This window comes from Bradyrhizobium sp. AZCC 2230 (assembly GCF_036924495.1).
GTDB lineage: Bacteria > Pseudomonadota > Alphaproteobacteria > Rhizobiales > Xanthobacteraceae > Bradyrhizobium > Bradyrhizobium rifense.
Map to the genome: position 1 here is coordinate 171,835 of NZ_JAZHRS010000001.1, position 25,997 is coordinate 197,831.

Sequence of the window (25,997 nt, forward strand, 5' to 3'; positions counted from 1 at the left end):
TGGGGCGGACAGGACGGTCGCGGGCAAGACTTCGCCCACGCGCGCCAATGTCAGTTGGTGCGCGCGACGATCGGCTCGCGTTGGTGTCGAGATGTCCCTGCCGGAACCGCGCGTCGTGACGCGATCCCGATAACTGGGATGCTAGAGATGAGGCGGCCAAACCAGCAATCCCCCATCATGGGGGGATCGGCCATTGTGCTCTGCCGCAAAGCTGGGCCGGGAGAGCAGCGCGTTGCCGCTTCTTTTCGCTTGACCAAAGATCAGGCAAGGCAGAAATTTTAAGCCTATAACAATCGGCAATGGCGTGCGTGTGCCCGAGAGCACCGCGCGTTCTCGCGAGGAGTGGCGGTGAGGGCCGAGCACGAGCATTTGGATGGTCTGCCTGAGCGCCAGCTCGCGGATCGGCTGATGTCCATCGCCGAGAGCAGCTCGGTGCGTGCGCTTGGCGTCGCCTGCTGCTCGGCGATCACGGAATTGACGGGATCGCCGACTGTCGGCCTCTATCTGCTCGACGGGCTCGAACCGGAACTGGTCTACAGCCGCCACGTCGCGGAAGGCCTGCTCGACAATTACAGAGCCGGCTTCTGGAAGCATGACCCCGTGCTCGACTGCATCATGACCCGAGGCCGCGCGGTCGACGGCGAAACCGTGATCGGTCCACAGCAATGGCGGCACAGTCCGTCCTTCGAGATGCTGCACGAGTGGGGTTTCGCATACAACATGGGCGGGCCATTGTGGTGCGGGCAGAAGATCGTCGGCGTGCTGTTTACCGCGACGACCGACACGAACGCGCCTTACACGATGCGGTCACGGCAGCGCATGGAGATGCTGTGTCGGGCCGGCTCGCTGGCTTTGACCAACATGACAAACGCAGGCGCGGTCGACGCCCATCGTGCCGCGACCGGGGTCCGTGAGCCGGCCGCGACGCTCTCGCTTCCGCCAAGGTCGGCGGACGTCGCCATCCGGGTCTGCCGCGGCCAGACCAACAAGGAGATCGCCCGCGAGATGGGGATTTCCGATCAGACGGTGAAGGAGCACGTCGCCAATTTGTGCCGACGCTTCGGCGTCCACAACCGCACCGAGCTCGCGGCCTGCCTGCTGAGCCCGGGCGCCCGGCAATAACCTGTCGCGCGGCATCATCGTGCGGAGTGCATCTCCAGGAAGGCCTTTACGCCGGAGACTTCACCCGTATCGGACAGGGTGTAGCCGGGCAGGGCAGCGACCGCCGCCTGAAAATCGTGACTGCGGAGAATGTCGAGGATGCGTCGCATCGGCTCCGTCTCCAGGAACGCGCGTTTGCAGACGAAGAAATAATCCTCGGTGAGAACCCGGATGAAATCGAGGCCAAACTGGCGGGCGGCAGCCTCGACGCCGAAGGTGACATCGGCCATGCCGCTCGCGACGTAGGCTGCGACCGCGGCATGGGTGAACTCGATCTGCTGCGCGCCGTTGATCCTGCTCTGGTCGACACCTTGTGCGGCCAGCAGGCGGTCGAACAGGAGGCGTGTGCCGGAATCGTGATCGCGGTTGACGAAGCGCACCTTCGGTTCGGTCAAATCGCGAAGCGAAGCGATCCGCAACGGATTGCCGCGCGCGACCATCAGCCCCATTTCGCGTGTGACGAAATTGATGACGCGGTCCTCGCGCGGGTCGAGCCATTCGCGGGCCGCGTTGATACCCTGGGCGCGCAGCTCACCGCGCGGCAGATGCAGGCCGGAGAGGTCGCAGGCGCCTTGCGCCAGCGAGACCAGCGAATGCTGGTTGCTGACATAGCGCAGATCGACGCCGATGCCCGGCTCGCGATCGAGGAATTCGCGCAGCTTCGCCACCGCAAAGCCGTGGCTGGCATGGACGCGGATCACGGAAGGCCGTTGTTCGAGGAACGGCTTGATCTCGCTCGCGAGCTCCTGTGCCAAGTTTTCGAGCTGCGGTCCGAGCCGGGCCTGCATGCGCTCGCCGGCCCACACCAGCCGCTCGCCGAATGGCGTGAGTTTCGAGCCCTTGCCGCGCTGGGTTTCGACCAGCGGCGTTCCGAAGAACTCCGACCATTGCTCGATCAGATTCCAGACATGCCGGTAGGACAGCTGCGCGTCGATGGCTGCGCTCGTGATCTTCCCGGTCTTCCGGATCTCGTTGAGCACGCCGATCATGATGACGGCGGTGCGCGGACTGCCTTCATGGCGAAACCGCCAGACAGCTTCGATCTCGATCTGAAGCATAGGTATCCTTATGAAATGAACTTCATATACGGGGCGTCCATCGGCACACCATATCATATTTACTCCGGCCAATATGCGCCTAATCTGGTATACCAGAACAGGAGGAAATATGATGTCCGTTGCATATGACTTTGCGCACTCGCCGGCCACCGAGTTCATGTCCCGGCCGCAGCATCTGCTCATCGACGGCCGCCGCGTGCCCGCGAGCTCCGGCCGCACCTTCAAATCGCTCAATCCCGCCACCGGGCAGGTCATCGCCACCGTCGCCGAGGGCAACGAGGCCGATGTCGAGCATGCCGTGGCCGCCGCCCGCCGCGCGTTCGAAGGTCCCTGGCGCACGATGCGGGCTTCCGAGCGCGGCCAGATCCTGCTGCGCTGGGCGGACCTGCTCAAGCAGCACTCGGAAGAAATCATCGAGCTCGAGTCGATCGACGCCGGCAAGCCGATTTCCGCGACGGCGCGCCAGGATTTTCCGGCCGCTGTCGACACGCTGATCTATTACGCCGGCTGGGCCGACAAGATCAGCGGTGACGTCGTGCCGGTGCGCGACGATGCGCTAACCTACACCGTACGTGAGCCGGTCGGCGTGGTCGCGGCGATCGTGCCGTGGAATTTCCCGTTGATGATCGGCATGTGGAAGCTGGCGCCGGCGCTAGCCTGCGGCTGCACCATCGTGATGAAGCCGGCCGAGCTGACCTCGCTGTCGGCGCTGCGCATCGCCGAGCTCGCGCTCGAAGCGGGCTTGCCGGCGGGCGTCTTCAACGTTGTCACCGGTCCCGGACGTGTCGTCGGCGATGCGCTGGTCAATCACCCCGATGTCGACAAGGTCACCTTTACCGGCTCCCCCGGCGTTGGCCGCGGAATCATGAAGGGCGCTGCGAGCAACTTCAAGCGCGTCTCGCTCGAGCTCGGCGGCAAATCGGCCAACGTCATTTTCGACGATGCCGATCTTGAAGCGGCCTCCAAGGCTGCCGCCTCCGGCATCTTCTTCAATGCCGGCCAGGTGTGCTCGGCCGGCTCCCGCGTGCTGGTACAGGAGAAGGCGTATGACGAAGTCGTCGAGCGTCTCGCCGCGCGCGCGAAGTCGATCAGAATCGGCGATCCGCTCGATCGCAAGACGGCGCTTGGTCCTGTCATCTCCGAGAAGCAGATGAAGTCGATCCTCGACTATGTCGATATCGGACAGAAGGAGGGTGCGACCCTCGTCACCGGTGGCGAGAAGGTCGGCGATCGCGGCTATTTCATCAGCCCCGCGGTGTTCGCAGATGTCGCTCACGAGATGCGGATCTCGCAGGAGGAAATCTTCGGCCCTGTCGTCAGCGTCATCAAGTTCAGGGACGAAGCCGATGCTTTACGGATCGCTAACGGCACGGCCTACAGCCTCGCCGCGGGCGTCTGGAGCCGCGACATCGGCAAGCTGCAACGCTTCGCCAAGCGGGCGCGCGCCGGCACGGTCTGGATGAACACCTATGGCTACACCGACGTGCGCCTGCCCTGGGGCGGCGAGCGCGACTCCGGCCTCGGCCGCGAGCACGGCACCGCAGCGCTCGACAATTTCACCGAGCCCAAGGCTGTCTGGATGAATTTGGCCGTCTGATACCTCCCGAGCGGCCAATCCTGGAGCCCGCCTGATCCGCCCGGTCAGGCGGGCTCTCTTTTGCAAGATCTATAAAATTGTCTGCAAGCCACTCACCGGCAGCAAACCCTTCGGACAAGAACCGAAGCCGCTTAAACCTCCGCTTTGGAACCGACATGCATCCTGCTCGCAAAAGGGTGGGCATCAGCATGTCAATTCTCAAGGAGATCGTCGCTGCGGTCGCGGGAGTCTACGCGCTCCTGTTCATCTGCGACGCATTGTTCGGCGTCGGCGAGGCGCGCTTCGATGATTCCTATTACAGCGCCAGCTTCTACGCGCCCAAGCCGAAGGAATTCCGCTTTGCCAGCGACACGCCGCCGGCGACCCGCGTCAGCGAGGCCTTCGCGCAGTTCTCGGCGACTGAGGCCAAGCCGAACAAGCGCTACTCGTCGCTGACGACGATCATTCGCTAAACGCGCTGGGTTGCGTGGTCGCCGGGATGCTGTCCTGCGCGTTGCGGGATCAGCAGCAGGCAGACCACCATGAACGCTGCGATCACGGCCGAGGCCAGTGGCCGGCTCAGGGCAAGTCCGCCGTGGTCGAGTGGCTTGTCGAGGAAGTCGCCGACGGTCGCGCCCAGCGGTCGCGTCAGGATGAAGGCGGCCCAGAACAGCGTGACGCGTGAGACCCGGGTCCAGAAGTAGAGTGCGGCGATCACGGCCAATCCCGCTGCGAAGATCAGCGCGCCGCCGCGATAGCCCATGTCGCCGGTATCTGCGATCCAGTCGCCAAGCGCGGTACCGAGTGTTTGCGAGAAGGTGATCGCACCCCAATAGAAGGCCTCGACCCGCGGCGTGCTGACGCTGTTGACCGAGATCGTTCCTTCAGTGCGATACCAGAGGCCGAGCACCAGCACGAGGCAGGTGAGGAGGAGCGTCGAGCCGCCGGTGTATCCAATGCCAAGGGAACGGTCGGCGAAGTCGGCCATCGTGGTGCCGAAGGTGGTCGAGGCCACGATGGTCGCCCAGTACAGCGTTGGATTGAACTTGCGCGCGCGGATTTGTGCGGCGACCAGGACGATCATTGCCGCCAGGAACAGGAACGTGCCGGCGAGATAGCCCCAGTTCAGCGTCATCGTGACGGTGTCGCCACCAGTCTCGCCCAGCGTCGTGGCGGCGATCTTGATGATCCAGAAGCCGAGCGTGACTTCCGGGACCTTGCTTTCGCTGACGAGGTCGCTCTTTGCGTAATCTTGCATGATGTCCTCGTTGCTGCCTCAGGCCTTCGCGACGCTATCCATGATCGCGAGCAAATCGGTGATCGCCTGCTTGCATTTTGCGGCATCCGGCGTGCCCGCGCGCAACGCCTCCAGCGCGCGGTCGATTGCCTTGTCGACCGTGTGCCAGTCGGCCGCCGCGCGCGGCTTCAATCCGGCTTCGGCCTCATCCCATTTGGTCTCGAGGTCCTTGATCCTCGTCCTGGCGCCGGGCAGGTCGCCCTTGTCGACCAGCGCGGCGACATCGACGACAATGCTGCGGAATGGTGTGAGGTCGCCGAGCTTTGCGGTCGCGGCCTCCGCAAGCGGCACGAAGGTGATGTGCTGGCTTGCATGCATGTTGGGTTCGCCGGAGAAGGTCGTCACGAGGCAAACGGCAAGGGCGGGGATGAGTTTCATCGGTCTCTCCTGGTGTGGCTCCTGCGTCCCTGCAGGATGCGTTGAAGCTGTGGTTGAAGTTATTGCGCCGGATCTGCGCGGCGCCTGCCGTCGCCCTCAAAAGTCACCCAGGCGACGAGGCCGACGATCACGGTCAGGAAGACGATGCTGGTCTGGATCGTGCCGAGGCCCATTCCGCCATACTCGCGCGACTGCGACAGCAGATCGCCGAGTGAGGCGCCGAGCGGGCGGGTGAGGATGTAGGCGAGCCAGAAGGTCAGGACGGGATTTGCGCCGAAATTATAGGCCGTCATCACCGCAGCGATCAGCATACCAAAGGCCGCGACGCCGAGCTGGAAGCCGAGACCGAGTGCTTCGGTGGCGAGATCGCCTGCGGCCGTGCCGAGCGCGAAGGTGAACAGGATCGCCGTCCAGTAGAACAGCTCGCGCCGTGTTGTGACGATGCTGCGGATCGACAGCGTGCGCTCGACGCCGTACCAGACCGCGAAGGTCACCGCGAGCGCGCAAGCGAACGCGGCCGTGCTGACATAGAGGCTGATCTCGAGCTTGTCGGTCAGGAGATCCGTGAGCTGTGTGCCGACGATGCTGACGAGAACGACAGTGAGCCAATAGACCCAGGGCACATAGACCTGGCGGCTCAGTTGCGTGAGGAGTGCGGCAATCAGCAGACCGGTCATGCAGATCGCGGTCACGCTCGCGCCGAGGCCGACATGCACCGCAAGATAGTCGGCGCCGGTCTCGCCGACCGTGGTCGAAAGGATCTTGATGACCCAGAAGATCGCGGTGACCTCCGGAACCTTGTTCAGCATCTGCCTTGCGCCAAAGCCTGAATATTGCGACATGCCCAAATCTCCCAACGCCGAAACGATGTCGGACCGTCGCGCAGGCGACTTAGGCCCGGCTTAGCGATTGGAAATTTCCAGGCAGGGCGGTCTTCGCCGCAATTTGGGCCAGCTGGGGCTCCCTAACTCTGCGCTAAGTCGGGACCACCATGATTTTGACGGTCGAATGGCCGGCAGTTGTAGGGATCGCGCTTTGCGAGTGTTGCTGATTGAGGACGACAGGATGGTCGGAGCGGCCGTCGAGCAGGCGCTGAAGGATGCCGCCTATGCCGTCGACTGGGTCAGAGACGGCGAGACCGCGCTGCTTGCCGTGGCAAGTGAATCCTACGAGGTGCTGCTGCTCGATCTCGGTCTGCCGAACACCGATGGCCGCGATATCTTGCGGCGCTTGCGTGCTGACGGCCGCAAGTTTCCTATCATCATCGTGACCGCCCGCGATGCGCTCGACGACAGGATCGAGGGGCTTGATCTCGGCGCGGACGACTACCTGGTCAAGCCGTTCGAGATCCGCGAGCTGCTGGCGCGGATGCGCGCCGTGACGCGCCGCGAAGGCAGCGGTGCGCCTGCCGTGCTTGGCAACGGCAGGCTCAGTCTCGATCCTGCGACCCGCGAGGCCTCGCTGTATGGCCAGACGTCCATTCTGACTGCGCGCGAGTTCGCGCTGCTCCAGGCCTTGCTGACGCGGCCCGGGACCATCCTGTCGCGGAGCGAACTCGAGCGGCAGCTTTACGGCTGGAACGAGGAGGTCGAAAGCAATGCGGTCGAATTCCTGATCCACACCATCAGAAAGAAGCTCGGCACGGAGGCGATCCGTAACGTGCGCGGCATGGGATGGATGGTGGATCGCGCGCCATGATCAAGTCGCTGCGCGGCCGGCTGTTCATCAGCTTGACGACGGTTGTCGTGTTGACTGGCCTTGTGGGAGGCGTGTTTGCGCACCGGTGGGCATTCGACGAAGCCATCGAGACGCAAGACTCCGTCCTGATCCAGATCGCGGGTCTCGTTCAGAGCGGTGGTCTCACGGGAACTCAGGACCTCCATGGGGTCGATGAGGACGCCGAAGTCTGGCTAATGGAATTGGGCAAGACGCCACAAGGCACGCCCGAGGAGCGCCAGTTGTGGCGGCTTCAGGACGGGATGCGGGACGCAACGCGCAAGGGAAGGCCGGTTCGCGTGGTGCTGCGGACGCGGTCCGACGGCAGCCGCTTTGCGGTGGCGCAGAGCACGGGTGTTCGTGATGAGATCGCGGGCGACATGGCGTTCCGCACCGTGCTTCCGATCGCAGCGCTCATCCCCTGCCTGATGCTGGTGATCGCCTTCGTCATCGCGAGATCGCTGCGCCCGATGGTGCGTCTGGCAAACGAACTCGATGCCAGGCCCGCGGATGACATGACGGCGCTCCCGCTTCACGACCTCCCGAGCGAACTCAACCCGTTCGTATCCTCGATCAACGGCTTGTTGCGCCGCGTGCACAACATGGTGGAGCAGCAGCGCAGGTTCATTGCCGATGCTGCGCACGAACTGCGGACGCCGTTGACCGCACTCAGCTTGCAGGCCGAGAATCTCGATCAGGTCGACATGCCGACCGCGGCACGCGAACGCCTTGCGGTACTTCGGCAGGGTATGCGTCGCAGCAAGCATCTTCTGGAACAGTTGCTGGCGCTGGCGCGGCAAGACGCAACGCCCTCCGATCGCGCCCAATGTGAGGTCGTGGAGCTCGATCGCACGGCAAGAGGGGTGATCGCCGATCTCATGCAGGAGGCGATCAGCCGTCGCGTCGATCTCGGCTTCGCACGAGCCGAGTCCGTACCGGTGCGCGGTGAACCCGTCATGCTCAGCGCCATGATCCGCAATCTCATCGACAACGCGCTCCGGTTCGTGCCGGAAGGTGGCAGGATCGATGTGGCGATCTACCAGGACGGTGCGACCTGTATGCTGCAAATCGAGGACACCGGGCCCGGTGTTTCCGCCGACGAGATCGACCGGATCTTTGAGCCGTTCTTCCGAGGGCAGCGACCGGAAGGTGAGGGTGTGGGACTGGGCCTCGCGATCGTGAAGCGGATCGTCGATCGGCTCGGCGGGTCGATTGAAGCCGTAAACATGACGGAGGCCGGGCGAACCGGCCTGCGCGTCGTCGTCAAATTGCCCGCGGCGACCGTCTGACCCTCACTCTCCCTGGATCCATTCCGCCACGCCGCGCCACAGGGTGTCGCGGTGCTCGGGGCGGAAGAAGCCGAAATGGCCGATCGCCTTGGCGCCGACGTCGGACGGCTTCACCGTCAGCACCTCCGGCTTGATCGCCGTGAAGCCGGACGTGAGCAGTTCGACCGCCGGTCGCGTGGCCCAGGGATCGTCAGAGAAGCAGAGCGCGCGCAGCTCACCCTTGAACTTTGCAAAATTCTCCAGCGCCGGCAGTTTGGAATCGAAGAGATAGCGCGGGCTCGAGACCCAATCGGCCCATTGCAGGAAGACGCCCTTGGGCAGATCCTCGCCGATGCCGACCCAGCCCGGCGCGTAGCCGAGCGCGTGGACCAGCGGCACGCCGACGAAGTTCATGAACGCGAAGACGCGGTACTTCTCCGGCGAAATCATCAGCCGCCAGGTCGCGGCCTGCGAGGCCACGAACGCGGCGCGCGAAATCTCGCTGTTGTTTTCGATCAGCCCGAGCGCCTGGCCGCCGAAGGAATGGCCGATATAGGCGAGGGGCAACGTATTATAGCGCTCGCGCATCCAGCGCACCGCGGCGGTGACGTCCTGCGCGGCCCAGTCCGACATCGAGGCCTTGAAGCCGACCAGCGATTTCGGCTGGTTGTAGCCGACCATGGCTGGCTGCCGGGAGTCGCCGATGCCGCGATAGTCATAGGTCATCACCGTGCAGCCGCGATGGGCGAGATAGGAGGCAAAGCCGCGATAGATTTTTCGCGGGACGGCGGTCGCCGAGTTGATCAGGACGGCATGGCGCTTGGCGCCGCGCGGCAGGAACAGGGTGCCGGTCAGCGCATACCCGTCGGTCGCCGGGAAGCTGATCTCGTCGATGAAAACGTCGTCCCGTGCCGCGTCCATGGGTGGAAGCTGTCTTGCCGGTTTCCTCTGCCACCCCCAGCAAATGCGAATTCGGCTTTGCCCGCAAGGGTTTGCATTGCGAAATGGATTTACAACTGGCGATGTCGTGCCAGCCTGTGTATAAGGCGGCCCTCGCAACCCACAGATCAGGTTGCACTTTTTGCTTCACGGAGAGATTGCGATGTCCGAGCGGTGGACGCCCGAGTCCTGGCGCAGCAAGCCGGTGCTACAGGTGCCCGATTATCCCGACGCCAAGGCGTTGGCCGACGTCGAGGCGCAGCTTGCAACCTTTCCGCCGCTGGTGTTTGCCGGCGAGGCGCGCAATCTGAAGAAGGCGCTGGCCCGGGTTGCGGCTGGCGATGCCTTCCTGCTGCAGGGCGGCGATTGCGCCGAGAGCTTTGCCGAGCACGGCGCCAACAACATCCGCGACTTCTTCCGCGTGCTGCTCCAGATGGCGGTCGTGCTGACCTATGCCGGCGCGGTGCCGGTGGTGAAGGTCGGCCGCATCGCCGGCCAGTTTGCAAAACCACGGTCGTCGCCGACCGAGAAGGTCAACGGCGTCGAGCTGCCGAGCTATCGCGGCGACATCGTCAACGACATCGCCTTCACCAAGGAAGCGCGCGTGCCGGACCCGCAGCGCCAGCTGATGGCTTATCGCCAGTCGGCCGCGACGCTGAACCTGCTCCGCGCTTTCGCCACCGGCGGCTTCGCCAATCTCGGCAGCGTGCATCAGTGGATGCTCGGCTTCCTCAAGGATAGCCCGCAGTCCCGCCGCTACAAGGAATTGGCCGACCGCATCTCGGACGCGCTCAACTTCATGCGCGCCTGCGGCCTCGATCTCGAAAGTCATCCGGAACTGCGCGCCACCGATTTCTACACCAGCCATGAAGCACTGCTGCTCGGCTACGAGCAGGCCATGACCCGCGTCGATTCCACGACCGGCGACTGGTACGCGACCTCGGGCCACATGATCTGGATCGGCGACCGCACCCGTCAGCTCGATCACGGTCACATCGAATATTTCCGTGGCATCAAGAACCCGATCGGCCTGAAGTGCGGCCCGTCGCTGAAGCCGGACGAGCTGTTGAAGCTGATCGACGTGCTCAACCCCGACAACGAGCCGGGTCGGCTGACGCTGATCAACCGCTTCGGCTCCGACAAGGTCGCCGACCATCTGCCGGGCCTGATCCGCGCCGTGAAGCGCGAGGGCAAAGTGGTGGTCTGGTCGTGCGATCCCATGCACGGCAACACCATCACCTCCACGTCAGGCTACAAGACGCGGCCGTTCGACCGCGTGCTGTCGGAGGTGAAGTCGTTCTTCACCATCCACGCCGCCGAAGGCACTCACGCCGGTGGCGTCCATCTGGAGATGACCGGCCAGGACGTCACCGAATGCATCGGCGGCGCGCGCGCCATCACGGACGAGGATCTCAACGACCGCTACCACACGGTCTGCGATCCCCGCCTCAATGCCGAGCAATCCATCGACATGGCTTTCCTGGTCGCCGAGCTGCTGAAGCAGGAACGCGCCGGCAAGGTCAGGCCGATGCCGGCCGCAGCGGGGCTCTAAAACCTTGCTGCGGATCTGGAAGGCCACGATCAACTCCCGCAACGGTATGGCCTTTGCGTTCCGCTCGGAACAGGCCATCCGCGAGGAGATCTTTGCGCTGATCCTGTCGCTGCCGGTGGCGTGGTTCGTCGCCGCCAGCGCGACGCGCGCGGTCGAGCTGGTGTGTTCTGTCGCCTTCGTGCTGGTGGTCGAGCTGCTCAACACCGCGATCGAGAAGCTCGCCGACCGCCTGACCATGGATCACGACAAGCAGATCGGCCGGGTCAAGGACATGGGGTCGGCCGCGGTCGGCGTTGCCCTGCTGATGGCCGGCGCGTTCTGGATCATCGCGATCATCGAGCGTCTGGGGTTTCTCTAGCTCGCGGAGATTATCGATTGAGCGTCGGTGCCCGAGGCCCCTTCACCTCTCCCCAACGGGGAGAGGTCGGTTTGCGTCTCGCGATGCACAGCATCGTCGAGCGCAAATCGGGTGAGGAGGCTCAGGTCCCACGAGATACCGTAACCCCTCACCCGGATTGCATCTCCGATGCAATCCGACCTCTCCCTTCGGGAGAGGTGACGGAGAGCACGCGATGACCGAACGTCTCAACGCATTCGCGGTCACGCTCGCCCAGCTCAATCCGACCATGGGCGACATCGAGGGCAATGCCGCGCAGGTTCGCTCGGCACGCGCGCGAGCCATTGCCGATGGCGCCGATCTCGTGCTGTTTCCGGAGTTGTTCATCGCTGGCTATCCGCCGGAAGATCTGGTGCAGAAGCCTGCCTTCCAGGCCGCTTGCCGTTCCGCAATCGAAGCGCTCGCGCGCGAGACCGCCGACGGTGGCCCGGCGCTGCTGGTCGGCACGCCCTGGGTCGAGGACGGCAAGCTCTATAATGCCTGCGCGCTGCTCGACGGCGGGCGCATCGCGGCGCTTCGCTTCAAATGCAATTTGCCGAATTACGGCGTGTTCGACGAGAAGCGGCTGTTTGCGCGCGGGCCGGCGGCAGGCCCCGTCACCGTGCGCGGCGTGCGGATCGGCGTGCCGATCTGCGAGGACATCTGGCTGGAAGAGTCCGAGGATTACGAGAACGTGGTCGAGACGCTGGCCGAGACCGGCGCCGAGATCATTCTGGTGCCGAACGGCTCGCCCTATGCCCGCGACAAGAACGATGTGCGTCTGTCGGTGGCGGTCGCGCGGGTCACCGAGAGCGGTTTGCCGCTGGTCTATCTCAATCAGGTCTGCGGCCAGGACGAGCTGGTGTTTGACGGCGCGTCGTTCGCGCTCAATGGAGATCTCTCGCTCGCTGCGCAACTGCCGGCGTTCGAGGAGAACGTCACGACGTTGCGCTTCATCAGAAACGGCGGCGATTGGCGTTGCACGGGTCCGATCGTGGAGCAGCCAGAGGGCGACGAGGCCGATTATGCGGCCTGCGTCCTTGGTTTGCGCGACTACGTCACCAAGAACGGCTTTCCCGGCGTGCTGCTCGGCATCTCCGGCGGCATCGATTCCGCACTCTGTGCGGCGATCGCGGTCGATGCGCTGGGCGCCGACCAGGTGCACGGCGTGATGCTGCCTTATCGCTACACCGCAGCACACTCGATTGCCGACGCGGGCGAGCTCGCCGGCCATCTCGGCATCCGCTACGAGGTGTTGCCGATCGCGGAAGCGGTGGGCGGGTTCGAGACCATCCTGTCCGGCATCTTCAAGAACCTGCCGCCGGATATCACCGAGGAAAATCTCCAGGCCCGCACCCGCGGCACCTTGCTGATGGCGATCTCCAACAAGACCGGGCTGATGGTGGTGACAACAGGCAACAAGTCGGAAATGTCGGTCGGCTATGCCACGCTCTATGGCGACATGAACGGCGGCTTCAATCCGATCAAGGACATCTACAAGACACAGGTGTTCCGGCTGGCGGCTTTGCGCAATTCATGGAAGCCCGACGGTGCGCTCGGACCGGCGGGCGAGGTGATCCCGCCCGATATCATCACGCGTCCGCCGACGGCAGAGCTGCGCGAGAACCAGACCGATCAGGACTCACTGCCGGCCTACGAGGTGCTCGATGCGATCCTGGAGCGTCTGGTCGAACGCGAGGAGCCGCTCGACCAGATCATCGCCGCGGGCTTCGACCGCGAGACGGTGACCCGCATCGACCATCTCCTCAACGTCGCCGAATACAAGCGCCGCCAGGCCGCGCCGGGCGTGAAGGTGACGCGGAAGAACTTTGGCCGCGACCGCCGCTATCCCATCACCAATCGCTTTCGCGACCGGGGCGAGCCGCTGCCCGCCCCGGACGAGACGCTGGTGTCGCGCGGCAACCACGCCTCGATCGACGCGTTCGAGGGGTGAACTCCGGCCCTCGCGAGATCGCAGGTCCTACGACGGCGTCGCGAAGAACAGCACTCGAAGCAAGTGCGTATACTCGGACTCGAGCACCATGATCGACACAAAAACCAACACCGCTACCGGCGGTAGCAGGATGGCATAGGCCAGGGCCAGCCGCTCCCAGGCCATGTGCATGAAGACGGCAACGATGAGGCCGGCCTTCAACACCATGAACAGCAGGATCAGCGACCATCTCAGACCGCCGTGCAGGCCAAAGTAGTCGACGAGATAGGAGCAGGTGCTCAGCACGAACAACCACGCCCAGACCACGAGATAGAGCTTGATCGGGTGCTGCTGGCCCTTGGCGTGCGCCGCCGCTGGTGCGACTGCGTCATGCACATGAGCCTGGAGCTGTCCTTCCATGTGTACCGTGGCATTTGTCATGCGCCGACCTCACCAAAGATAGAAAAACGCAAAGATGAACACCCACACGAGATCGACGAAGTGCCAGTACAGGCCGGTGATTTCGACAATCTCGTAATAGCCCCTCCGGCTCGTGAAGAAGCCGCGCCTTTCGACATCGAAGTCGCCCCGCAAGACCTTGCGCGCAATCGCAATCAGGAAGATCACGCCGATCGTGACGTGAGTGCCGTGGAAGCCGGTGATCATGAAAAAGCAAGAGCCGAACTGCGCCGCGCCCCACGGGTTGCTCCAGGGGCGAACGCCCTCCATGATCAGCTTTGTCCATTCGAAGGCCTGCATGCTGACAAACGTCGCGCCGAATGCCGCCGTGACCAGCATCAGGATTGCAGTCCTGACGCGATCCCTGCGGTAGCCGAAATTGACGGCCATCGCCATCGTCCCACTGCTGCTGATCAGGACGAAGGTCATGATGGCGATCAGGATCAGGGGGATGTGCTTGCCGCCGAGATTGAGCGCAAAGACCTCACTTGGGTTGGGCCATGGCACGGTCGTCGACATCCGCGCCGTCATGTAGGACAGGAGGAAACAGCTGAAAATGAAGGTGTCGCTGAGGAGGAAGATCCACATCATGGCCTTGCCCCAGGACACGTTCTTGAAGGCTCGCTGATCCGAAGCCCAGTCCGCGGCGATGCCTCGCCAGCCCGGAAGTCGCCCAGCACCTTGCCCTGTATTCGTCAGCACGGTCTCAGCCATCTGTTTTCGCTCTCCCTAGCTCAGCAACTGGCGACAGATGTCGACGAAATCGTTTGTCCAACCTGTCAGGAGACCGAGCAGGACAACCCAGACCAGCAGGAGGAAATGCCAGTAGATGGTGCATAGCTCCACGCTCAGGCGCATCTCGGCCGTCGCGGCGCTACGGTGCCATACCTTGGCTGTGGTCCTGCCGAGCGCTACCAAGCCGCCGGTCAGATGCAGTCCGTGCACCGCGGTGATCATGTAGAAGAAGGCGTTGGCCGGATTGGACGCCACGAAATAGCCGGCGGCGTTCAGCTGCTGCCACGCCAGAAGCTGCCCTGCGAGAAACGTGATCGCTGCACCTCCAGCGCCGAGCAGACCGACGATGGCACCGTCAATGTCGTTTCGCCGCGTGGCAACGTACGCCCATTGCAATGCGACGCTACTCAAGACCAGCGCGCCGGTGTTGAACCACAGCACCGCCGGCACGGGCATTGTCCGCCAGTCCGCCATGTTCATGCGCATGGAGTAGGCGCTGATGAAAAGTGTGAACAGCGAGCCGGCGACGGCGAGGAACACGCCAAGTCCGACCTTCGCCGCCGGCCAGGTCATTGTGCCCGTGCCGGGGAAGTCATCGATCGGACCTGCCTCCAGCCACGGCTTCGCAGTCAGCCGTTGCTGCGAGAGCCACCATCCGGCGATGACCGCGATCACGGCCAGGAACAGGATAACGGCGCTCACGGAGCAGCTCCCTGAATGGCCCCCGTCGTGGGCGGCTGGTTCTGTGGAATGAAGTCCTCCGCAGCACCCGGCACGCTATAGTCATAGGCCCAGCGATAGACGATCGGGAGCTCCTTGCCCCAGTTGCCGTGCCCTGGCGGCGTCTCCGGCGTCTGCCATTCCAGCGTCGTTGCTCGCCAGGGGTTACCACCCGAGGGCTTGCCCTCGAGCAGGCTCCAGACCAGATTGAACAGGAACACCATCTGGGCGAAGCCAACCGTCAAGGCGACCACGGTGATGAACTGGTTGAGCGAGTGGGCGGACGGCGGAATGAACGCCGCGTCGCCGAGTTCGAAGTATCGGCGCGGAACGCCGAGTAGTCCGAGATAGTGCATGGGAAAGAAGATCAGGTAGGCGCCGAGGAACGTGACCCAGAAATGAAACTGGCCCAGAACGTTGTTCAACATTCGCCCCGTGACCTTCGGGTACCAGTGATAGATCGCCCCCAACACGACCATGATCGGCGCGACGCCCATCACCATGTGGAAATGCGCGACGACGAACATGGTATCCGAAAGCGGCACATCGACCACGACGTTGCCGAGGAATAGACCGGTCAGCCCGCCGTTCACGAAGGTGACGATGAATCCAAGCGCGAACAGCATCGGTATCGTGAGATGTATGTTGCCACGCCACAGGGTCAGGACCCAGTTGTAGACCTTGATGGCGGTGGGAATGGCGATGACCAGCGTCGTCGTGGCGAAGAAGAACCCGAAATATGGGTACATGCCGCTCACATACATGTGGTGCGCCCACACGACGAAGCTGAGCGCACCAATCCCCACGATGGCCCAGACCATCATGCGATAACCGAAAATGTTTTTTCGCGCATGCGTGCTGATCAGGTCGGAGACGATGCCGAAGGCGGGCAAAGCGACGATGTAGACTTCGGGGTGACCGAAGAACCAGAACAGGTGCTGAAAAAGCAGCGGGCTGCCACCGCCATATTTGCTGAGTTGGCCCATCTCGACCAGCGACGGCATGAAGAAGCTGGTTCCCAGCAGACGGTCGAGCAGCATCATCACCGAGCCAACGAACAGCGCAGGGAATGCCAGCAACGCCATCACGGTGGCTGTAAAGATGCCCCACACCGTCAAGGGCAGGCGCATCAAGGTCATGCCGCGGGTGCGCCCCTGCAGCACGGTCACCACGTAATTCAGCCCGCCCATGGTGAAGCCGATGATGAACAGGATCAGGGAGGACAGCATGAGGACGATACCCCATTCCTGTCCGGGCGTGCCGGAGAGAATCGCCTGCGGCGGGTACAGCGTCCAGCCAGCGCCAGTGGGGCCGCCGGGCACGAAGAAGGTCGAAGCCAGCACCAGGACCGCGAGCAGGTAGACCCAATAACTCAGCATGTTCACATAGGGGAAGACCATGTCCCGTGCGCCGACCATCAGCGGGATCAGGTAGTTGCCGAAACCTCCCAGGAACAATGCGGTGAGCAGATAGATCACCATGATCATGCCGTGCATGGTGATGAACTGGAGGTACTGGTTGGCATCGATGAAGGAGAAGGTGCCGGGAAATCCCAGTTGCAGTCGCATCAGCCAAGATAGAACCAGGGCCACGAGGCCGATGGCCGAGGCTGTCAGCGAGTACTGGATGGCGATGACCTTGGCGTCCTGCGAAAAGACATACCGCGTCCACCAGCTTCTCGGATGGTAGAGCTCGACTTCAGGCACTTCGGCAGGTGGAATGCCAGTGATCCCATCATATGGAACATCGACCATAGAGTACCTCCTCGGTCGTTTCCTTCGGGGGCGATGAGTAGGCTCAGGCGCCCGATCCATGTTCGCAGCGGCATTTCGCTATTTGCCGCTGGATTGATACGTCGCCCTCACGACGGCCTTTGGGCCAGATAATTCGGCAAACGTCTTCTGCTGTTCGAGCCAGGCGTGATAGTCGCTCTCTTCGTCGACGATCACCTTGGCCCGCATTTGATAATGAGCGGCGCCACACAGTTCCGCGCAGAGAACATCAAAGGTCCCGGTTCGGATCGGCCTTATCCAGAAATAGGTGACCATGCCCGGGACCATGTCCATCTTGGCCCGGAACTCCGGCACATAGAAATCGTGCAGGACATCGACGGAGCGAAGCAGGACCTTGACGGGCTTGCCTATTGGAAGATGCAGGTCGCCGTTCTCGATCACCACGTCATCCTGGCCATGCGGATCGCTGCGATTGAGGCCCATCGGATTGTCTGGACTGATGTTACGGACGTCGGACGTGCCCAGCCGACCGTCCTTCCCCGGCAAGCGGAAGCTCCATTGCCATTGCTGGCCCATGACCTCGATCTCGGTGGCGTCTGTGGGCACCGTCACGAACTGGTGCCAGACGATCAGGCCGGGTGCGAGCATGGCGGCGACGCCGACGCCGGTCCCGATACTGAGCCACCATTCAAGCTTTTTGTTTTCGGGATTGTAGTCTGCCTGTCTTCCCTCCCTATGGCGGAAGCGAAAGACGCAATAGGCCATGAACGCAACCACCGCGGTAAAGACGAATCCGGTGATCCAGAATGTGATGTTGATCGTCTGGTCGATGTAGCTCCAGTCAGTGGCGATGGGCGTCCACCACCACGGGCTGTAAAGGTGAAACAGCACCGAGCCGATCGCGACGAGCAGCAGTAACAGTGCGACAGCCATCCTGATCCATCCTTGCCATCGAAGGCTGCGGATACGAATCCAGGGCGGAGCTCACGTTTGTCGCGATGGCGGACTTTTCTATGCTGGCATCGATGCTGACATATGAGCCATCGCCGCGCCTCTTGTCTCGCCCATTCAACCGGTCGCGATATTCAAGAGAGAGAGATCGCGACCGCCAATCTCACAACTGCGGGCGTCTAAGGTCTTAAAATGATCCTCCGCGAACCCGGCGTCAATAGCATGTCAACGCGCTTAGGCAGCGTGGGTGGTTCATGTTGCCGTGCAAGCTGGCAAGCGTCCGTCGCATTCCATGTGATGCATTGCACAAGATATGCGACGGACAATTCACCCAGCCGGGAGTGCTGGTCATTCCAGGTCGCGCGCGCTAAGCTCGGGGCGCAGGTCGCGACGGGTTTCGTCCGGCTAAGCTCCTTCCTCGTTGAGCCTGGAACTGCCGTACTCGGCTCGATCGCGTCTCCCGCACATAAGGGCGGATACGCGCGGCCGGAAAGCGCGCCGTTTGCCGCCGCGACTTTCAGCAGAGGAGGGTGTGTCCATGGCCACTCTTTATTCCGACAACATCGTAAAGCGGCACCTGTTCGGCGAGGCGGCCTCTTATCCCATTCGCAAGATCGGCTGGTCCGACCTGACAAAGGCGCTGCGCCTGGGCTGGGAAGATTTCCAGGCGATGCCGAGTCACGCGGTCGTCGTATGCCTGATTTATCCCGTTCTCGGTCTCGTCCTGTTCAGGATGGTCCTCGGCCATTCGGTCCTGCCGCTGCTGTTTCCGCTCGCCGCCGGGTTTGCCTTGATCGGTCCCTTTGCCGCGATCGGTCTCTACGAACTCAGCCGTCGCCGTGAGCGCGGCGAGGAGGTCGAGGCGTGGGACGCGATCAAGGTGCTGCGCGCACCGTCCTTCGGCGCCATGCTCGAGCTCGGCGTGCTCTTGCTCGTCCTGTTCGGGGTCTGGATCGGCGTCGCGAACGCGATCTATGTCGCCATCTTCGGTCACGCGGCGGCTGCAAGCATTCCTGACTTCGCAACCCGCGTGGTGACGACGCCGGAAGGATGGTCGCTCATCATCGTCGGTTGCGGTGTCGGCTTCCTGTTTGCGGTCGCGGCCCTATGCGTCAGCGTCGTATCGTTTCCGTTGATGCTCGATCGGCATGCGACGGCGATCGATGCGATCCGCACATCGCTGCGGGCAGTGGCGGCCAATCCGGTTGCGATGGCGGAGTGGGGGCTGATCGTCGCGGCACTGCTCGTGATCGGCTCGCTGCCGCTCTTCGTCGGTCTCGCTGTCGTCCTGCCGGTGCTCGGTCATGCCACCTGGCATCTTTACCGGAGGGTGGTCGAGCCGAATCCGAATCCGCCGGACGAACCGCCGCCGCGGCCGCGGGGAAAGCGCTATGCCACGGACTTCCCGGCCAATCTCTTCCCGTGGAGCCGCGAGCGCGAGTAGCAACGGCGAGACCCGGTGGGCGGAGCGTGACGGTGGAGCAGGGCTGAGCTACTTCTGCTGCTGCGGGAGGAAGCTCGGCCCGACCGAGCGGATCGGCTTGTTCTCGGAGGAAGTCGTCGCTGCGCCAGTATCCGCAGGCGGTGTTGCAGCCGGCGCGGTCGCCGTGGCCGGCGGCGCCGCCGCGCCCTTCTTGGCAGTGGTGGCGGGCGCGCCCTTGGTGAGCTGCCGCTGCTGCATCTTCTTGGCGCTCTCCTCGGTGACGATGATGTCGCCCTGCTGCTCGGCGGCCGCCTTGTCGTCGGCCGATTTCAGCGCGTCGGCCCAGGTCTGGCCCGCCGCCTTGCACGAGCAGGACGGATTGAACTCGCTGCGGAATTTGAAGGCGGCCGGCAGCGCCGTGTAGGGCTGGCCGCTGATCGAGACCGCCGAGCTCATGTCCTCGCCGGGATTGCGGTGGGCGTAGAGCACGGCTTCGGCTGCCGGGCACAGCGCCTTGCAGGTCCTCTCGTCGTCGGGGAAGCGCGCCGGCACGGTCGCAAACGAGATCGGGAAATAGGCGCCGTCGCAGGTGCGCACACACACCGTGCGGAAGGTGCCGGATTGCGGGCCGCCGAGATCGGAGGGCGGCGCGCCCGGCGGGTTGTTGGCGTTGTTGCCGCCGAACAGATTGCTCAGGAAGTTGCCGCCCTGCGATTGCGCGGCATTGGCGTATTGCGGGCCGCAATTGTTCTGCGCCAGCGCAATCAGCACCGAGCGGCGCTGGCTGTCGCGCTCGGGGCTGCCGCCGGGACCGCCACCGCGGAGGCGTTCGAGATTGCCGGTGATCTGGTCCAGATTGGCGCGCATCTGCTGGATCTGGGTGTTGACCGGGCCGCATTGCGCCGACTGGCCGTTGAACAGCGAGAAGAAGCCGGAGGAATCGCAGCCCATGCGCTTGGCCTGCATGGTGACGCGATCGAGCTCGGCCTGCTGCTTGGCCTGGGAATCCTGGTAGCGGCGGATCTGGTCGTCGCGTGCGGGGTCGCCGCTGGCGCCACCGTTGAGTGCGGCGAGCTGTCCTTCCAGCCGTGCGCACATCGGGTTCGGCCCGAGGCCGCCCTGGGCGGGCGGAGGCGGCGGCGCGCCGGGGGGGCCGGCCTGTGCAAAGGCGTCAGTGGCGAGCACGAGCGCGCTCAGAAGCACGGTGCAGGCAAGGAGGGAGCGGGGACGGGGCAGAGACAAAAATTCAGGCATATCCGCCATTCTAGCGAGGTCACGGCCTAGCGTGATTTGGGAGGCCGAAGCGCGCCCTCCAATAGCCGCTTCCTGCGGCAGCGTCACGTCGTTTCAGGGGCCGTAAACGGGTCCTAAGGTCCGCCAGTTCCGAGCAAATTCAGCGCTGGCAGGTGATTGCGACATATTCGTCGCAATGGCCATGGGAGCAGTTTGCGCCGGATTTGGGGACAGAGCCGGTAATTTCGTCGGGATCGACCCGGCGGTAAGCCGATGCCTGCGCAAAGTCCCGTGACTGGCAGTAGGTGCGAGCAATCTGTGCGCCGCATTTCTCGCCCTTGGCCAGGCACTGGTCGACGCCATAGCCGTCGGCCTGGTTGGCGATGATGAACACGCGGGTCTCGGCGAATGCGCTGGATGCCGCGAGAATAGAGGCACAGGAGACGAGCGCGAGCAGGGATCGCATGGGTGCACCGGGGCTGGGGGGACCGCCGGGTTCCAGATTAAACTCAAAAGGTTAAGGATGATGAATCATCAAGGCGGGGCGGCCGCGCATTGCGGAGATAAGACGGCATTTTCGCGGCTCTCTTGACGAAAGCCGCCTTCGTGGCCCATATGTCGCCGCATGAACGGTCTCCTCGCCATCTGCATTATTTGCCGCGAGATTACGAGCTAGCGATTCGCTGGCTGGAGCCGTCTTTTCTCAACCACATTGAGAGCACTGGACGCCCGGCCAACAGCCGACGGGTGTCCATATGGAATTGCGTCTTTACGATACGCTGAGCCGGGAAAAGCGCGCCTTTGTGCCGCTCGATGCGAAGAACGTCCGCATGTATGTCTGCGGACCGACCGTCTATGACTTCGCCCATATCGGCAATGCGCGGCCGGTGATCGTGTTCGACGTGCTGTTTCGGCTGCTCCGCCATCTCTATGGCGAGGCGCACGTGAAGTATGTTCGCAACATTACCGACGTCGACGACAAGATCAACGATCGCGCCGCGCGGGACTTTCCGGGCCTGCCGCTGAACGAGGCGATCCGCAAAGTCACCGAGCAGACCAGCCAACAGTTTCACGCCGATGTCGATGCACTTGGCGCGCTCCGGCCGAGCGTCGAGCCGCGCGCGACCGAGCATATCGGCGAGATGCGCGAGATCATCGAAAAGCTCATTGCCGGCGGCTTTGCCTATGCCGCCGAGGACCACGTGCTGTTCTCGCCGCAGGCGATGAACGCGGCCAACTCGACGCTGCCGCGCTATGGCGCGCTGTCGAAGCGGTCGCTCGACGAAATGATCGCCGGCGCGCGCGTCGACGTCGCGCCCTACAAAAAGGATTCGACCGACTTCGTGCTGTGGAAGCCGTCCAAGCCCGGCGAGCCGTCCTGGCCGTCTCCGGCCGGCATCAAGGCTGAGGGGCGCCCGGGCTGGCACATCGAATGCTCGGCCATGGCCTGGAAGCATCTCGGCGAGCAGTTCGACATCCATGGCGGCGGCATCGATCTCGTGTTTCCGCATCACGAGAACGAGGTGGCGCAGACCTGCTGCGCCTTCCACCAGCAGCGCATGGCGAACTACTGGATGCACAATGGCTTCCTGCAGGTCGAGAGCGAGAAGATGTCGAAGAGCCTCGGCAACTTCATCACCATCCACGAGCTGCTCGCGGACTGGCCGGGTGAGGTACTGCGCCTCAACATGCTGAAGACGCACTACACCTCGCCGATCGACTGGACCATGAAGTCGCTGGAGGAGAGCGCCAAGACGCTCAACGACTGGTATCGCTTTGCGGCCGATGTGGCGCCGTCAAAGCCGGCGACGTCCGTGGTCGACGCCCTGCTTGACGACCTCAACACGCCGCAGGCGATCGCGGCGCTGCATGGACTGCGCAATTCGTCCGATGCGGCCGGCCTTTCGGCGTCGCTGCGGCTGCTCGGCTTTCTGTCCGAGACCGTCGCGCAATGGGAGGGCCGGAAAAGGAAGGCGAGCGGCGTCGACGCCGGCGAGATCGATCGCCTGATCGCAGAGCGCACGGCTGCGCGCGCGCGAAAGGACTTCAAGGAGTCCGATCGCATTCGTGACGAACTCGCGGCCAAGGGCGTGGTGATCAAGGACGGCAAGGACGCAGAGGGCAAGCCGGTGACGACCTGGGAGCTCGCGTGATGGCACAAGCGCATCCCAAGCCCGGCTTGCGGCCGTTTTTGCCGGCCGACGTCCCGATGCTGGCCGCGATCTTCGCCGCAAGCATCCAGGAGCTGACCGGCGACGACTACAGCGAGGCGCAGCAGGAGGCCTGGATGGCGGCGGCCGACGACGAAGAGTTCGGCAAGCGGCTTGCGGCCGACCTGACGCTGATCGCCACGCTGGACGGCTCGCCCGTCGGCTTCGCGTCGCTGCGCGGCAAGGATCACATCCGCATGCTCTATGTGCATCCGGCCGTGGGTCGGCAGGGCATCGCGACCATGCTGGTCGACGCGCTGGAAAAGCTCGCCGGCGGTCGTGGCGCTGAGAAGCTGACGGTCGACGCCAGCGATACGGCGGAAGGCTTCTTCGCCAAGCGCGATTATGTCGCCATGCAGCGCAATAGCATCACCGTCAACGACGAGTGGCTCGCCAACACCACCATGCAGAAGACGCTCGGCACCGGCGCCGCGTCGGGAGCGCTGCAATGAGCAAGGAGCGCCTTTATCTGTTCGACACCACGCTGCGCGACGGTGCGCAGACCAACGGCGTTGATTTCACCCTGACCGACAAGCAGGTCATCGCCGCAATGCTCGACGAGCTCGGCATCGACTATGTCGAGGGCGGCTATCCCGGCGCCAATCCGCTCGACACCGAATTTTTCGGCAGCAAGCCGAAGCTGAACCACGCACGCTTCACCGCCTTCGGCATGACGCGGCGGGCAGGGCGCTCGGTCTCCAACGATCCCGGCGTCGCCGGGCTTCTGGAAGCGAAGGCGGACGCGATCTGCTTCGTGGCAAAGTCCTCGGCCTATCAGGTGCGCGTCGCGCTGGAGACGACGAAAGAGGAAAACCTCGCCTCGATCCGCGACAGCGTCGCAGCCGCAAAGGCCGCCGGCCGAGAGGTGATGCTCGATTGCGAGCATTTTTTCGATGGCTACAAGGAAGATGCGAGCTTTGCGCTCGCCTGCGCCAAGGCTGCCTACGAGGCCGGCGCACGCTGGGTCGTGCTGTGCGACACCAATGGCGGCACCATGCCGAACGAGGTCGAGGCCATCGTCACCGAGGTCACAAAACACATCCCCGGCGACCACGTCGGCATCCACGCCCATAACGACACCGAGCAGGCGGTGGCGAATTCGCTCGCCGCGGTGCGCGCCGGTGCACGGCAGATCCAGGGCACGCTGAACGGACTCGGCGAGCGCTGCGGCAACGCCAACCTCTGCTCGCTGATTCCGACACTGAAATTGAAGAAGGAGTTTTCGGACGCCTTCGATATCAGCGTCACGCCGGAGAAGCTGGCGACACTCGTCAAGGTCTCGCGCACCCTCGACGACATGCTCAACCGCGTGCCGAACCGGCATGCGGCCTATGTCGGCGAGAGCGCCTTCGTCACCAAGACCGGCATTCACGCCTCCGCCGTGATGAAGGATCCGCAGACCTATGAGCACGTATTGCCGGAGACAGTCGGCAATCACCGCAAGGTGCTGGTGTCCGACCAGGCCGGCCGCTCCAACGTCATGGCCGAGCTCGACCGCGCCGGCATCGCTTACGAGAAGAGCGATCCGAAGCTGACGCGGCTGGTCGAGGAGTTGAAGGAGCGGGAAGCAGCGGGCTACGCGTATGAATCGGCGAATGCGTCGTTTGATCTTCTCGCGCGCCGTACGCTCGGCAAGGTCCCGCAATATTTCGAGGTCGAGCAGTTCGACGTCAATGTCGAGCAGCGTTACAACGCCCTTGGCGAGCGCGTCACTGTCGCGTTGGCCGTGGTCAAGGTCGACGTCGCCGGTGAGCATCTGATTTCAGCAGCCGAGGGCAACGGCCCTGTCAACGCGCTCGACGTCGCCCTGCGCAAGGATCTCGGCAAGTATCAGAAGTACATCGAGGGCCTGACGCTGATCGACTACCGCGTCCGTATCCTCAACGGTGGCACCGGCGCGGTCACGCGGGTGTTGATCGAGAGCGAGGATGAGAACGGCGATCGCTGGACCACGGTCGGCGTGTCCCCGAACATCATCGACGCCTCGTTCCAGGCGCTGATGGATTCGGTGATCTACAAGCTCGTGAAATCGGGCGCGCCGGCGTAGATGTTGCCATTAGACACCGTCATTGCGAGCGTAGCGAAGCAATCCAGACTGCCTCCGCGGAAAGACTCTGGATTGCTTCGCTACGCTCGCAATGACGAGGGGAGGGAGCACGGCACATGATCGACCACATCTCCGTCGGCGTCAGCGAGCTCGAACGCTCGGCAAGGTTCTATGAAGCCACGCTCGCCGCCCTCGGCCTCACGCGCCTGGTCACACGGCAGCGCACGGTCGGCTTCGGCAAGACCTATCCCGAATTCTGGATCAATCTGCGCGAGGCGATGCCGCGCGTAGCCCCGGAGAGCGGCGTGCACATCTGCCTGCGGGCGAAGACAACAGGCGAAGTCGACGCGTTTCATGCGGCCGCGCTTGCGAGCGGCGGCGCATCCGATGGCGCGCCGGGCATTCGCCCACACGACCGCGTGCGTTACTACGCAGCCTTCGTCGTCGACCCTGATGGTAACCGGATCGAGGCGGTGACGTTTCCGAGCGAGTAGGGCGTCAGAGCTTGCGCGCGACTTCCGGGGCGAGCTGCTTTTCCGCTTCGGCGATCTGGGCCACGGCGGACTTCAGCTTCGGCAGGATATCCTCGACGCGATCAGCCTTGAGGATATCGACCGACAGGCCGGCGCGGATGAACTCGGTCTGGCGCATGTGCGACAGCAACGAGAACAGCGGCTCCCAGAAATTGTCGATGTTGGCGAGCAGCACCGGCTTGGCGTGACGGCCGAGCTGCTTCCAGGTCAATTGCTCGACCAGCTCCTCCAGCGTGCCGACGCCGCCCGGCAGCGCCACGAAGGCGTCGGAGCGCTCGAACATCAGCCGCTTGCGCTCGTGCATGTCGGGAGTGATGATCATTTCCTGCACGCGGGTGAGCGCATTCTCGCGCTTCCGCAGGAACTCAGGAATGATGCCGGTGACGGTGCCGCCGTGATCGAGCACGGAGGTCGCGACCGAGCCCATCAGGCCAAGCGAGCCGCCGCCATAGACCAGGCGGATGTTGTTCTCGGCGAGCGCCTTGCCGAACGCCTTGGCGCCTTCGGTGAAGTGGGGATTGGTTCCGGGACCGGAGCCGCAATAGACACAGACGGTTTTGATCGTGCTCATTGGTGCCATGATGCATTGCAGCGAAGGGGCGTCAAGCCCAATCGGTGATTCGGGTCACCCGGAAATCTACCGGTAAATGGCGACAAACAATCGAGGATTCGCCATCTGGCGGGGTGCGCTGGCCCCCG

At 63.6% G+C, this 25,997-nt stretch carries 26 protein-coding genes; 13 read left to right on the forward strand and 13 right to left on the reverse strand.

Annotated elements, in window-relative coordinates; translation table 11 throughout:
- Positions 1 to 408: 408 nt before the first annotated feature.
- Entirely contained in the window at positions 409 to 1,122 is a 714-nt protein-coding gene (locus V1280_RS00845; RefSeq protein WP_334518143.1) for a response regulator transcription factor, read from the forward strand.
- Between the two features lie 14 nt (positions 1,123 to 1,136).
- Here V1280_RS00845 and V1280_RS00850 read toward each other — a convergent pair whose 3' ends face one another.
- Positions 1,137 to 2,219: a substrate-binding domain-containing protein gene (locus tag V1280_RS00850; protein ID WP_334518144.1), complete on the reverse strand. Its 1,083-nt coding sequence runs from the start codon at positions 2,217 to 2,219 to the stop codon at positions 1,137 to 1,139.
- Positions 2,220 to 2,331: 112 nt separating this feature from the next.
- Between V1280_RS00850 and V1280_RS00855 the strand changes: the two genes are divergently transcribed.
- Together V1280_RS00855 and V1280_RS00860 are read left to right on the forward strand one after the other, a co-directional pair.
- Positions 2,332 to 3,816, forward strand: a complete 1,485-nt coding sequence (locus tag V1280_RS00855; protein ID WP_334538100.1) for an aldehyde dehydrogenase family protein — start codon at positions 2,332 to 2,334, stop codon at positions 3,814 to 3,816.
- Between the two features lie 188 nt (positions 3,817 to 4,004).
- A complete protein-coding gene (locus V1280_RS00860) occupies positions 4,005 to 4,268 on the forward strand; it encodes a hypothetical protein (protein WP_334518145.1) in 264 nt (87 codons plus the stop codon).
- Here V1280_RS00860 and V1280_RS00865 read toward each other — a convergent pair.
- The 3 genes from V1280_RS00865 to V1280_RS00875 are packed head-to-tail and all read right to left on the reverse strand — an operon-like array spanning position 4,265 to position 6,312.
- Positions 4,265 to 5,053, reverse strand: coding sequence for a COG4705 family protein (locus V1280_RS00865; protein ID WP_334518146.1), 789 nt, complete (start codon positions 5,051 to 5,053; stop codon positions 4,265 to 4,267). The two genes, V1280_RS00860 and V1280_RS00865, sit on opposite strands and share 4 nt — an antisense overlap.
- Before the next feature lie 18 nt (positions 5,054 to 5,071).
- Positions 5,072 to 5,470, reverse strand: a complete 399-nt coding sequence (locus tag V1280_RS00870) for a hypothetical protein (protein WP_430646712.1) — start codon at positions 5,468 to 5,470, stop codon at positions 5,072 to 5,074.
- 59 nt (positions 5,471 to 5,529) lie between these two features.
- Positions 5,530 to 6,312: a COG4705 family protein gene (locus V1280_RS00875; RefSeq protein ID WP_334518148.1), complete on the reverse strand. Its 783-nt coding sequence runs from the start codon at positions 6,310 to 6,312 to the stop codon at positions 5,530 to 5,532.
- A gap of 193 nt (positions 6,313 to 6,505) precedes the next feature.
- Between V1280_RS00875 and V1280_RS00880 the strand changes: the two genes are divergently transcribed.
- Both V1280_RS00880 and V1280_RS00885 read left to right on the forward strand, forming a co-directional pair.
- Positions 6,506 to 7,168 (forward strand): response regulator transcription factor, encoded by a 663-nt coding sequence (locus V1280_RS00880; RefSeq protein ID WP_334518149.1) that lies wholly within the window; start codon positions 6,506 to 6,508, stop codon positions 7,166 to 7,168.
- Entirely contained in the window at positions 7,165 to 8,475 is a 1,311-nt protein-coding gene (locus V1280_RS00885; RefSeq protein ID WP_334518151.1) for an ATP-binding protein, read from the forward strand. Before V1280_RS00880 ends, V1280_RS00885 begins: the two co-directional genes overlap by 4 nt.
- A gap of 3 nt (positions 8,476 to 8,478) precedes the next feature.
- Here V1280_RS00885 and V1280_RS00890 read toward each other — a convergent pair whose 3' ends face one another.
- Positions 8,479 to 9,375: an alpha/beta hydrolase family protein gene (locus tag V1280_RS00890; protein ID WP_334518152.1), complete on the reverse strand. Its 897-nt coding sequence runs from the start codon at positions 9,373 to 9,375 to the stop codon at positions 8,479 to 8,481.
- Positions 9,376 to 9,556: 181 nt separating this feature from the next.
- On the opposite strand from V1280_RS00890, the gene V1280_RS00895 reads away from it, so the two are divergent.
- The 3 genes from V1280_RS00895 (at position 9,557) to V1280_RS00905 (ending at position 13,275) form a co-directional block, all read left to right on the forward strand.
- A complete protein-coding gene (locus tag V1280_RS00895) occupies positions 9,557 to 10,945 on the forward strand; it encodes a class II 3-deoxy-7-phosphoheptulonate synthase (protein WP_148771342.1) in 1,389 nt (462 codons plus the stop codon).
- A 4-nt stretch (positions 10,946 to 10,949) separates the two neighbouring features.
- The gene (locus V1280_RS00900) at positions 10,950 to 11,303 is read left to right on the forward strand and encodes a diacylglycerol kinase (protein WP_280706534.1); all 354 of its coding nucleotides are present in this window, start codon (positions 10,950 to 10,952) and stop codon (positions 11,301 to 11,303) included.
- A 214-nt stretch (positions 11,304 to 11,517) separates the two neighbouring features.
- Positions 11,518 to 13,275, forward strand: coding sequence for an NAD+ synthase (locus V1280_RS00905; protein ID WP_334518160.1), 1,758 nt, complete (start codon positions 11,518 to 11,520; stop codon positions 13,273 to 13,275).
- 27 nt (positions 13,276 to 13,302) lie between these two features.
- Here V1280_RS00905 and V1280_RS00910 read toward each other — a convergent pair whose 3' ends face one another.
- The 5 genes from V1280_RS00910 to V1280_RS00930 form a co-directional block, all read right to left on the reverse strand.
- Positions 13,303 to 13,695, reverse strand: a complete 393-nt coding sequence (locus V1280_RS00910) for a cytochrome C oxidase subunit IV family protein (RefSeq protein WP_334518162.1) — start codon at positions 13,693 to 13,695, stop codon at positions 13,303 to 13,305.
- Between the two features lie 9 nt (positions 13,696 to 13,704).
- Complete coding sequence (locus V1280_RS00915; RefSeq protein ID WP_334518164.1) at positions 13,705 to 14,427, reverse strand: heme-copper oxidase subunit III family protein; 723 nt, start codon at positions 14,425 to 14,427, stop codon at positions 13,705 to 13,707.
- 15 nt (positions 14,428 to 14,442) lie between these two features.
- Positions 14,443 to 15,150, reverse strand: coding sequence for a cytochrome c oxidase subunit 3 (locus tag V1280_RS00920; protein ID WP_334518166.1), 708 nt, complete (start codon positions 15,148 to 15,150; stop codon positions 14,443 to 14,445).
- Entirely contained in the window at positions 15,147 to 16,922 is a 1,776-nt protein-coding gene (locus V1280_RS00925; protein ID WP_334518168.1) for a cbb3-type cytochrome c oxidase subunit I, read from the reverse strand. Before V1280_RS00925 ends, V1280_RS00920 begins: the two co-directional genes overlap by 4 nt.
- A 78-nt stretch (positions 16,923 to 17,000) precedes the next feature.
- The gene (locus V1280_RS00930; RefSeq protein ID WP_334518170.1) at positions 17,001 to 17,834 is read right to left on the reverse strand and encodes a cytochrome c oxidase subunit II; all 834 of its coding nucleotides are present in this window, start codon (positions 17,832 to 17,834) and stop codon (positions 17,001 to 17,003) included.
- Positions 17,835 to 18,390: 556 nt separating this feature from the next.
- Between V1280_RS00930 and V1280_RS00935 the strand changes: the two genes are divergently transcribed.
- On the forward strand, positions 18,391 to 19,296 hold the full coding sequence (locus V1280_RS00935) for a DUF2189 domain-containing protein (RefSeq protein WP_334518172.1): 906 nt from the start codon (positions 18,391 to 18,393) through the stop codon (positions 19,294 to 19,296).
- A gap of 48 nt (positions 19,297 to 19,344) precedes the next feature.
- Here the strand turns inward: V1280_RS00935 and V1280_RS00940 are convergent, their stop codons facing one another.
- Together V1280_RS00940 and V1280_RS00945 are read right to left on the reverse strand one after the other, a co-directional pair.
- Positions 19,345 to 20,538 carry a DUF2865 domain-containing protein gene (locus V1280_RS00940; protein WP_334518174.1) on the reverse strand — a complete coding sequence of 398 codons (1,194 nt, stop codon included), beginning with the start codon at positions 20,536 to 20,538 and terminating at the stop codon, positions 19,345 to 19,347.
- Positions 20,539 to 20,668: 130 nt separating this feature from the next.
- Positions 20,669 to 20,974: a hypothetical protein gene (locus V1280_RS00945; RefSeq protein WP_334518176.1), complete on the reverse strand. Its 306-nt coding sequence runs from the start codon at positions 20,972 to 20,974 to the stop codon at positions 20,669 to 20,671.
- A gap of 289 nt (positions 20,975 to 21,263) precedes the next feature.
- Here V1280_RS00945 and cysS point away from each other — a divergent pair, with 289 nt between their 5' ends.
- The 4 genes from cysS (at position 21,264) to V1280_RS00965 (ending at position 25,259) form a co-directional block, all read left to right on the forward strand.
- Positions 21,264 to 22,661 (forward strand): cysteine--tRNA ligase, encoded by a 1,398-nt coding sequence (gene cysS / locus V1280_RS00950; RefSeq protein WP_334518178.1) that lies wholly within the window; start codon positions 21,264 to 21,266, stop codon positions 22,659 to 22,661.
- Complete coding sequence (locus tag V1280_RS00955) at positions 22,661 to 23,170, forward strand: GNAT family N-acetyltransferase (RefSeq protein ID WP_334518180.1); 510 nt, start codon at positions 22,661 to 22,663, stop codon at positions 23,168 to 23,170. The genes cysS and V1280_RS00955 overlap by 1 nt, the downstream gene beginning before the upstream one ends.
- A complete protein-coding gene (gene cimA / locus V1280_RS00960; RefSeq protein WP_334518182.1) occupies positions 23,167 to 24,765 on the forward strand; it encodes a citramalate synthase in 1,599 nt (532 codons plus the stop codon). The genes V1280_RS00955 and cimA overlap by 4 nt, the downstream gene beginning before the upstream one ends.
- Positions 24,766 to 24,881: 116 nt before the next feature.
- Positions 24,882 to 25,259 (forward strand): VOC family protein, encoded by a 378-nt coding sequence (locus V1280_RS00965; RefSeq protein ID WP_334518184.1) that lies wholly within the window; start codon positions 24,882 to 24,884, stop codon positions 25,257 to 25,259.
- Positions 25,260 to 25,263: 4 nt separating this feature from the next.
- On the opposite strand, the gene V1280_RS00970 is transcribed toward V1280_RS00965, so the two are convergent.
- Positions 25,264 to 25,869 (reverse strand): TIGR00730 family Rossman fold protein, encoded by a 606-nt coding sequence (locus tag V1280_RS00970; protein WP_334518186.1) that lies wholly within the window; start codon positions 25,867 to 25,869, stop codon positions 25,264 to 25,266.
- Positions 25,870 to 25,997 lie beyond the last annotated feature (128 nt).

Bases quoted from the DNA above. Each gene is read 5' to 3' on its own strand.
- V1280_RS00845 (WP_334518143.1), top strand. From the start codon at position 409: ATGTCCATCGCCGAGAGCAGCTCGGTGCGTGCGCTTGGCGTCGCCTGC.
- V1280_RS00850 (WP_334518144.1), bottom strand. From the start codon at position 2,219: ATGCTTCAGATCGAGATCGAAGCTGTCTGGCGGTTTCGCCATGAAGGC.
- V1280_RS00855 (WP_334538100.1), top strand. From the start codon at position 2,332: ATGTCCGTTGCATATGACTTTGCGCACTCGCCGGCCACCGAGTTCATG.
- V1280_RS00860 (WP_334518145.1), top strand. From the start codon at position 4,005: ATGTCAATTCTCAAGGAGATCGTCGCTGCGGTCGCGGGAGTCTACGCG.
- V1280_RS00865 (WP_334518146.1), bottom strand. From the start codon at position 5,053: ATGCAAGATTACGCAAAGAGCGACCTCGTCAGCGAAAGCAAGGTCCCG.
- V1280_RS00870 (WP_430646712.1), bottom strand. From the start codon at position 5,470: ATGAAACTCATCCCCGCCCTTGCCGTTTGCCTCGTGACGACCTTCTCC.
- V1280_RS00875 (WP_334518148.1), bottom strand. From the start codon at position 6,312: ATGTCGCAATATTCAGGCTTTGGCGCAAGGCAGATGCTGAACAAGGTT.
- V1280_RS00885 (WP_334518151.1), top strand. From the start codon at position 7,165: ATGATCAAGTCGCTGCGCGGCCGGCTGTTCATCAGCTTGACGACGGTT.
- V1280_RS00890 (WP_334518152.1), bottom strand. From the start codon at position 9,375: ATGGACGCGGCACGGGACGACGTTTTCATCGACGAGATCAGCTTCCCG.
- V1280_RS00895 (WP_148771342.1), top strand. From the start codon at position 9,557: ATGTCCGAGCGGTGGACGCCCGAGTCCTGGCGCAGCAAGCCGGTGCTA.
- V1280_RS00905 (WP_334518160.1), top strand. From the start codon at position 11,518: ATGACCGAACGTCTCAACGCATTCGCGGTCACGCTCGCCCAGCTCAAT.
- V1280_RS00910 (WP_334518162.1), bottom strand. From the start codon at position 13,695: ATGACAAATGCCACGGTACACATGGAAGGACAGCTCCAGGCTCATGTG.
- V1280_RS00915 (WP_334518164.1), bottom strand. From the start codon at position 14,427: ATGGCTGAGACCGTGCTGACGAATACAGGGCAAGGTGCTGGGCGACTT.
- V1280_RS00925 (WP_334518168.1), bottom strand. From the start codon at position 16,922: ATGGTCGATGTTCCATATGATGGGATCACTGGCATTCCACCTGCCGAA.
- V1280_RS00930 (WP_334518170.1), bottom strand. From the start codon at position 17,834: ATGGCTGTCGCACTGTTACTGCTGCTCGTCGCGATCGGCTCGGTGCTG.
- V1280_RS00935 (WP_334518172.1), top strand. From the start codon at position 18,391: ATGGCCACTCTTTATTCCGACAACATCGTAAAGCGGCACCTGTTCGGC.
- V1280_RS00940 (WP_334518174.1), bottom strand. From the start codon at position 20,538: ATGGCGGATATGCCTGAATTTTTGTCTCTGCCCCGTCCCCGCTCCCTC.
- V1280_RS00945 (WP_334518176.1), bottom strand. From the start codon at position 20,974: ATGCGATCCCTGCTCGCGCTCGTCTCCTGTGCCTCTATTCTCGCGGCA.
- cysS (WP_334518178.1), top strand. From the start codon at position 21,264: ATGGAATTGCGTCTTTACGATACGCTGAGCCGGGAAAAGCGCGCCTTT.
- V1280_RS00955 (WP_334518180.1), top strand. From the start codon at position 22,661: ATGGCACAAGCGCATCCCAAGCCCGGCTTGCGGCCGTTTTTGCCGGCC.
- cimA (WP_334518182.1), top strand. From the start codon at position 23,167: ATGAGCAAGGAGCGCCTTTATCTGTTCGACACCACGCTGCGCGACGGT.
- V1280_RS00965 (WP_334518184.1), top strand. From the start codon at position 24,882: ATGATCGACCACATCTCCGTCGGCGTCAGCGAGCTCGAACGCTCGGCA.
- V1280_RS00970 (WP_334518186.1), bottom strand. From the start codon at position 25,869: ATGAGCACGATCAAAACCGTCTGTGTCTATTGCGGCTCCGGTCCCGGA.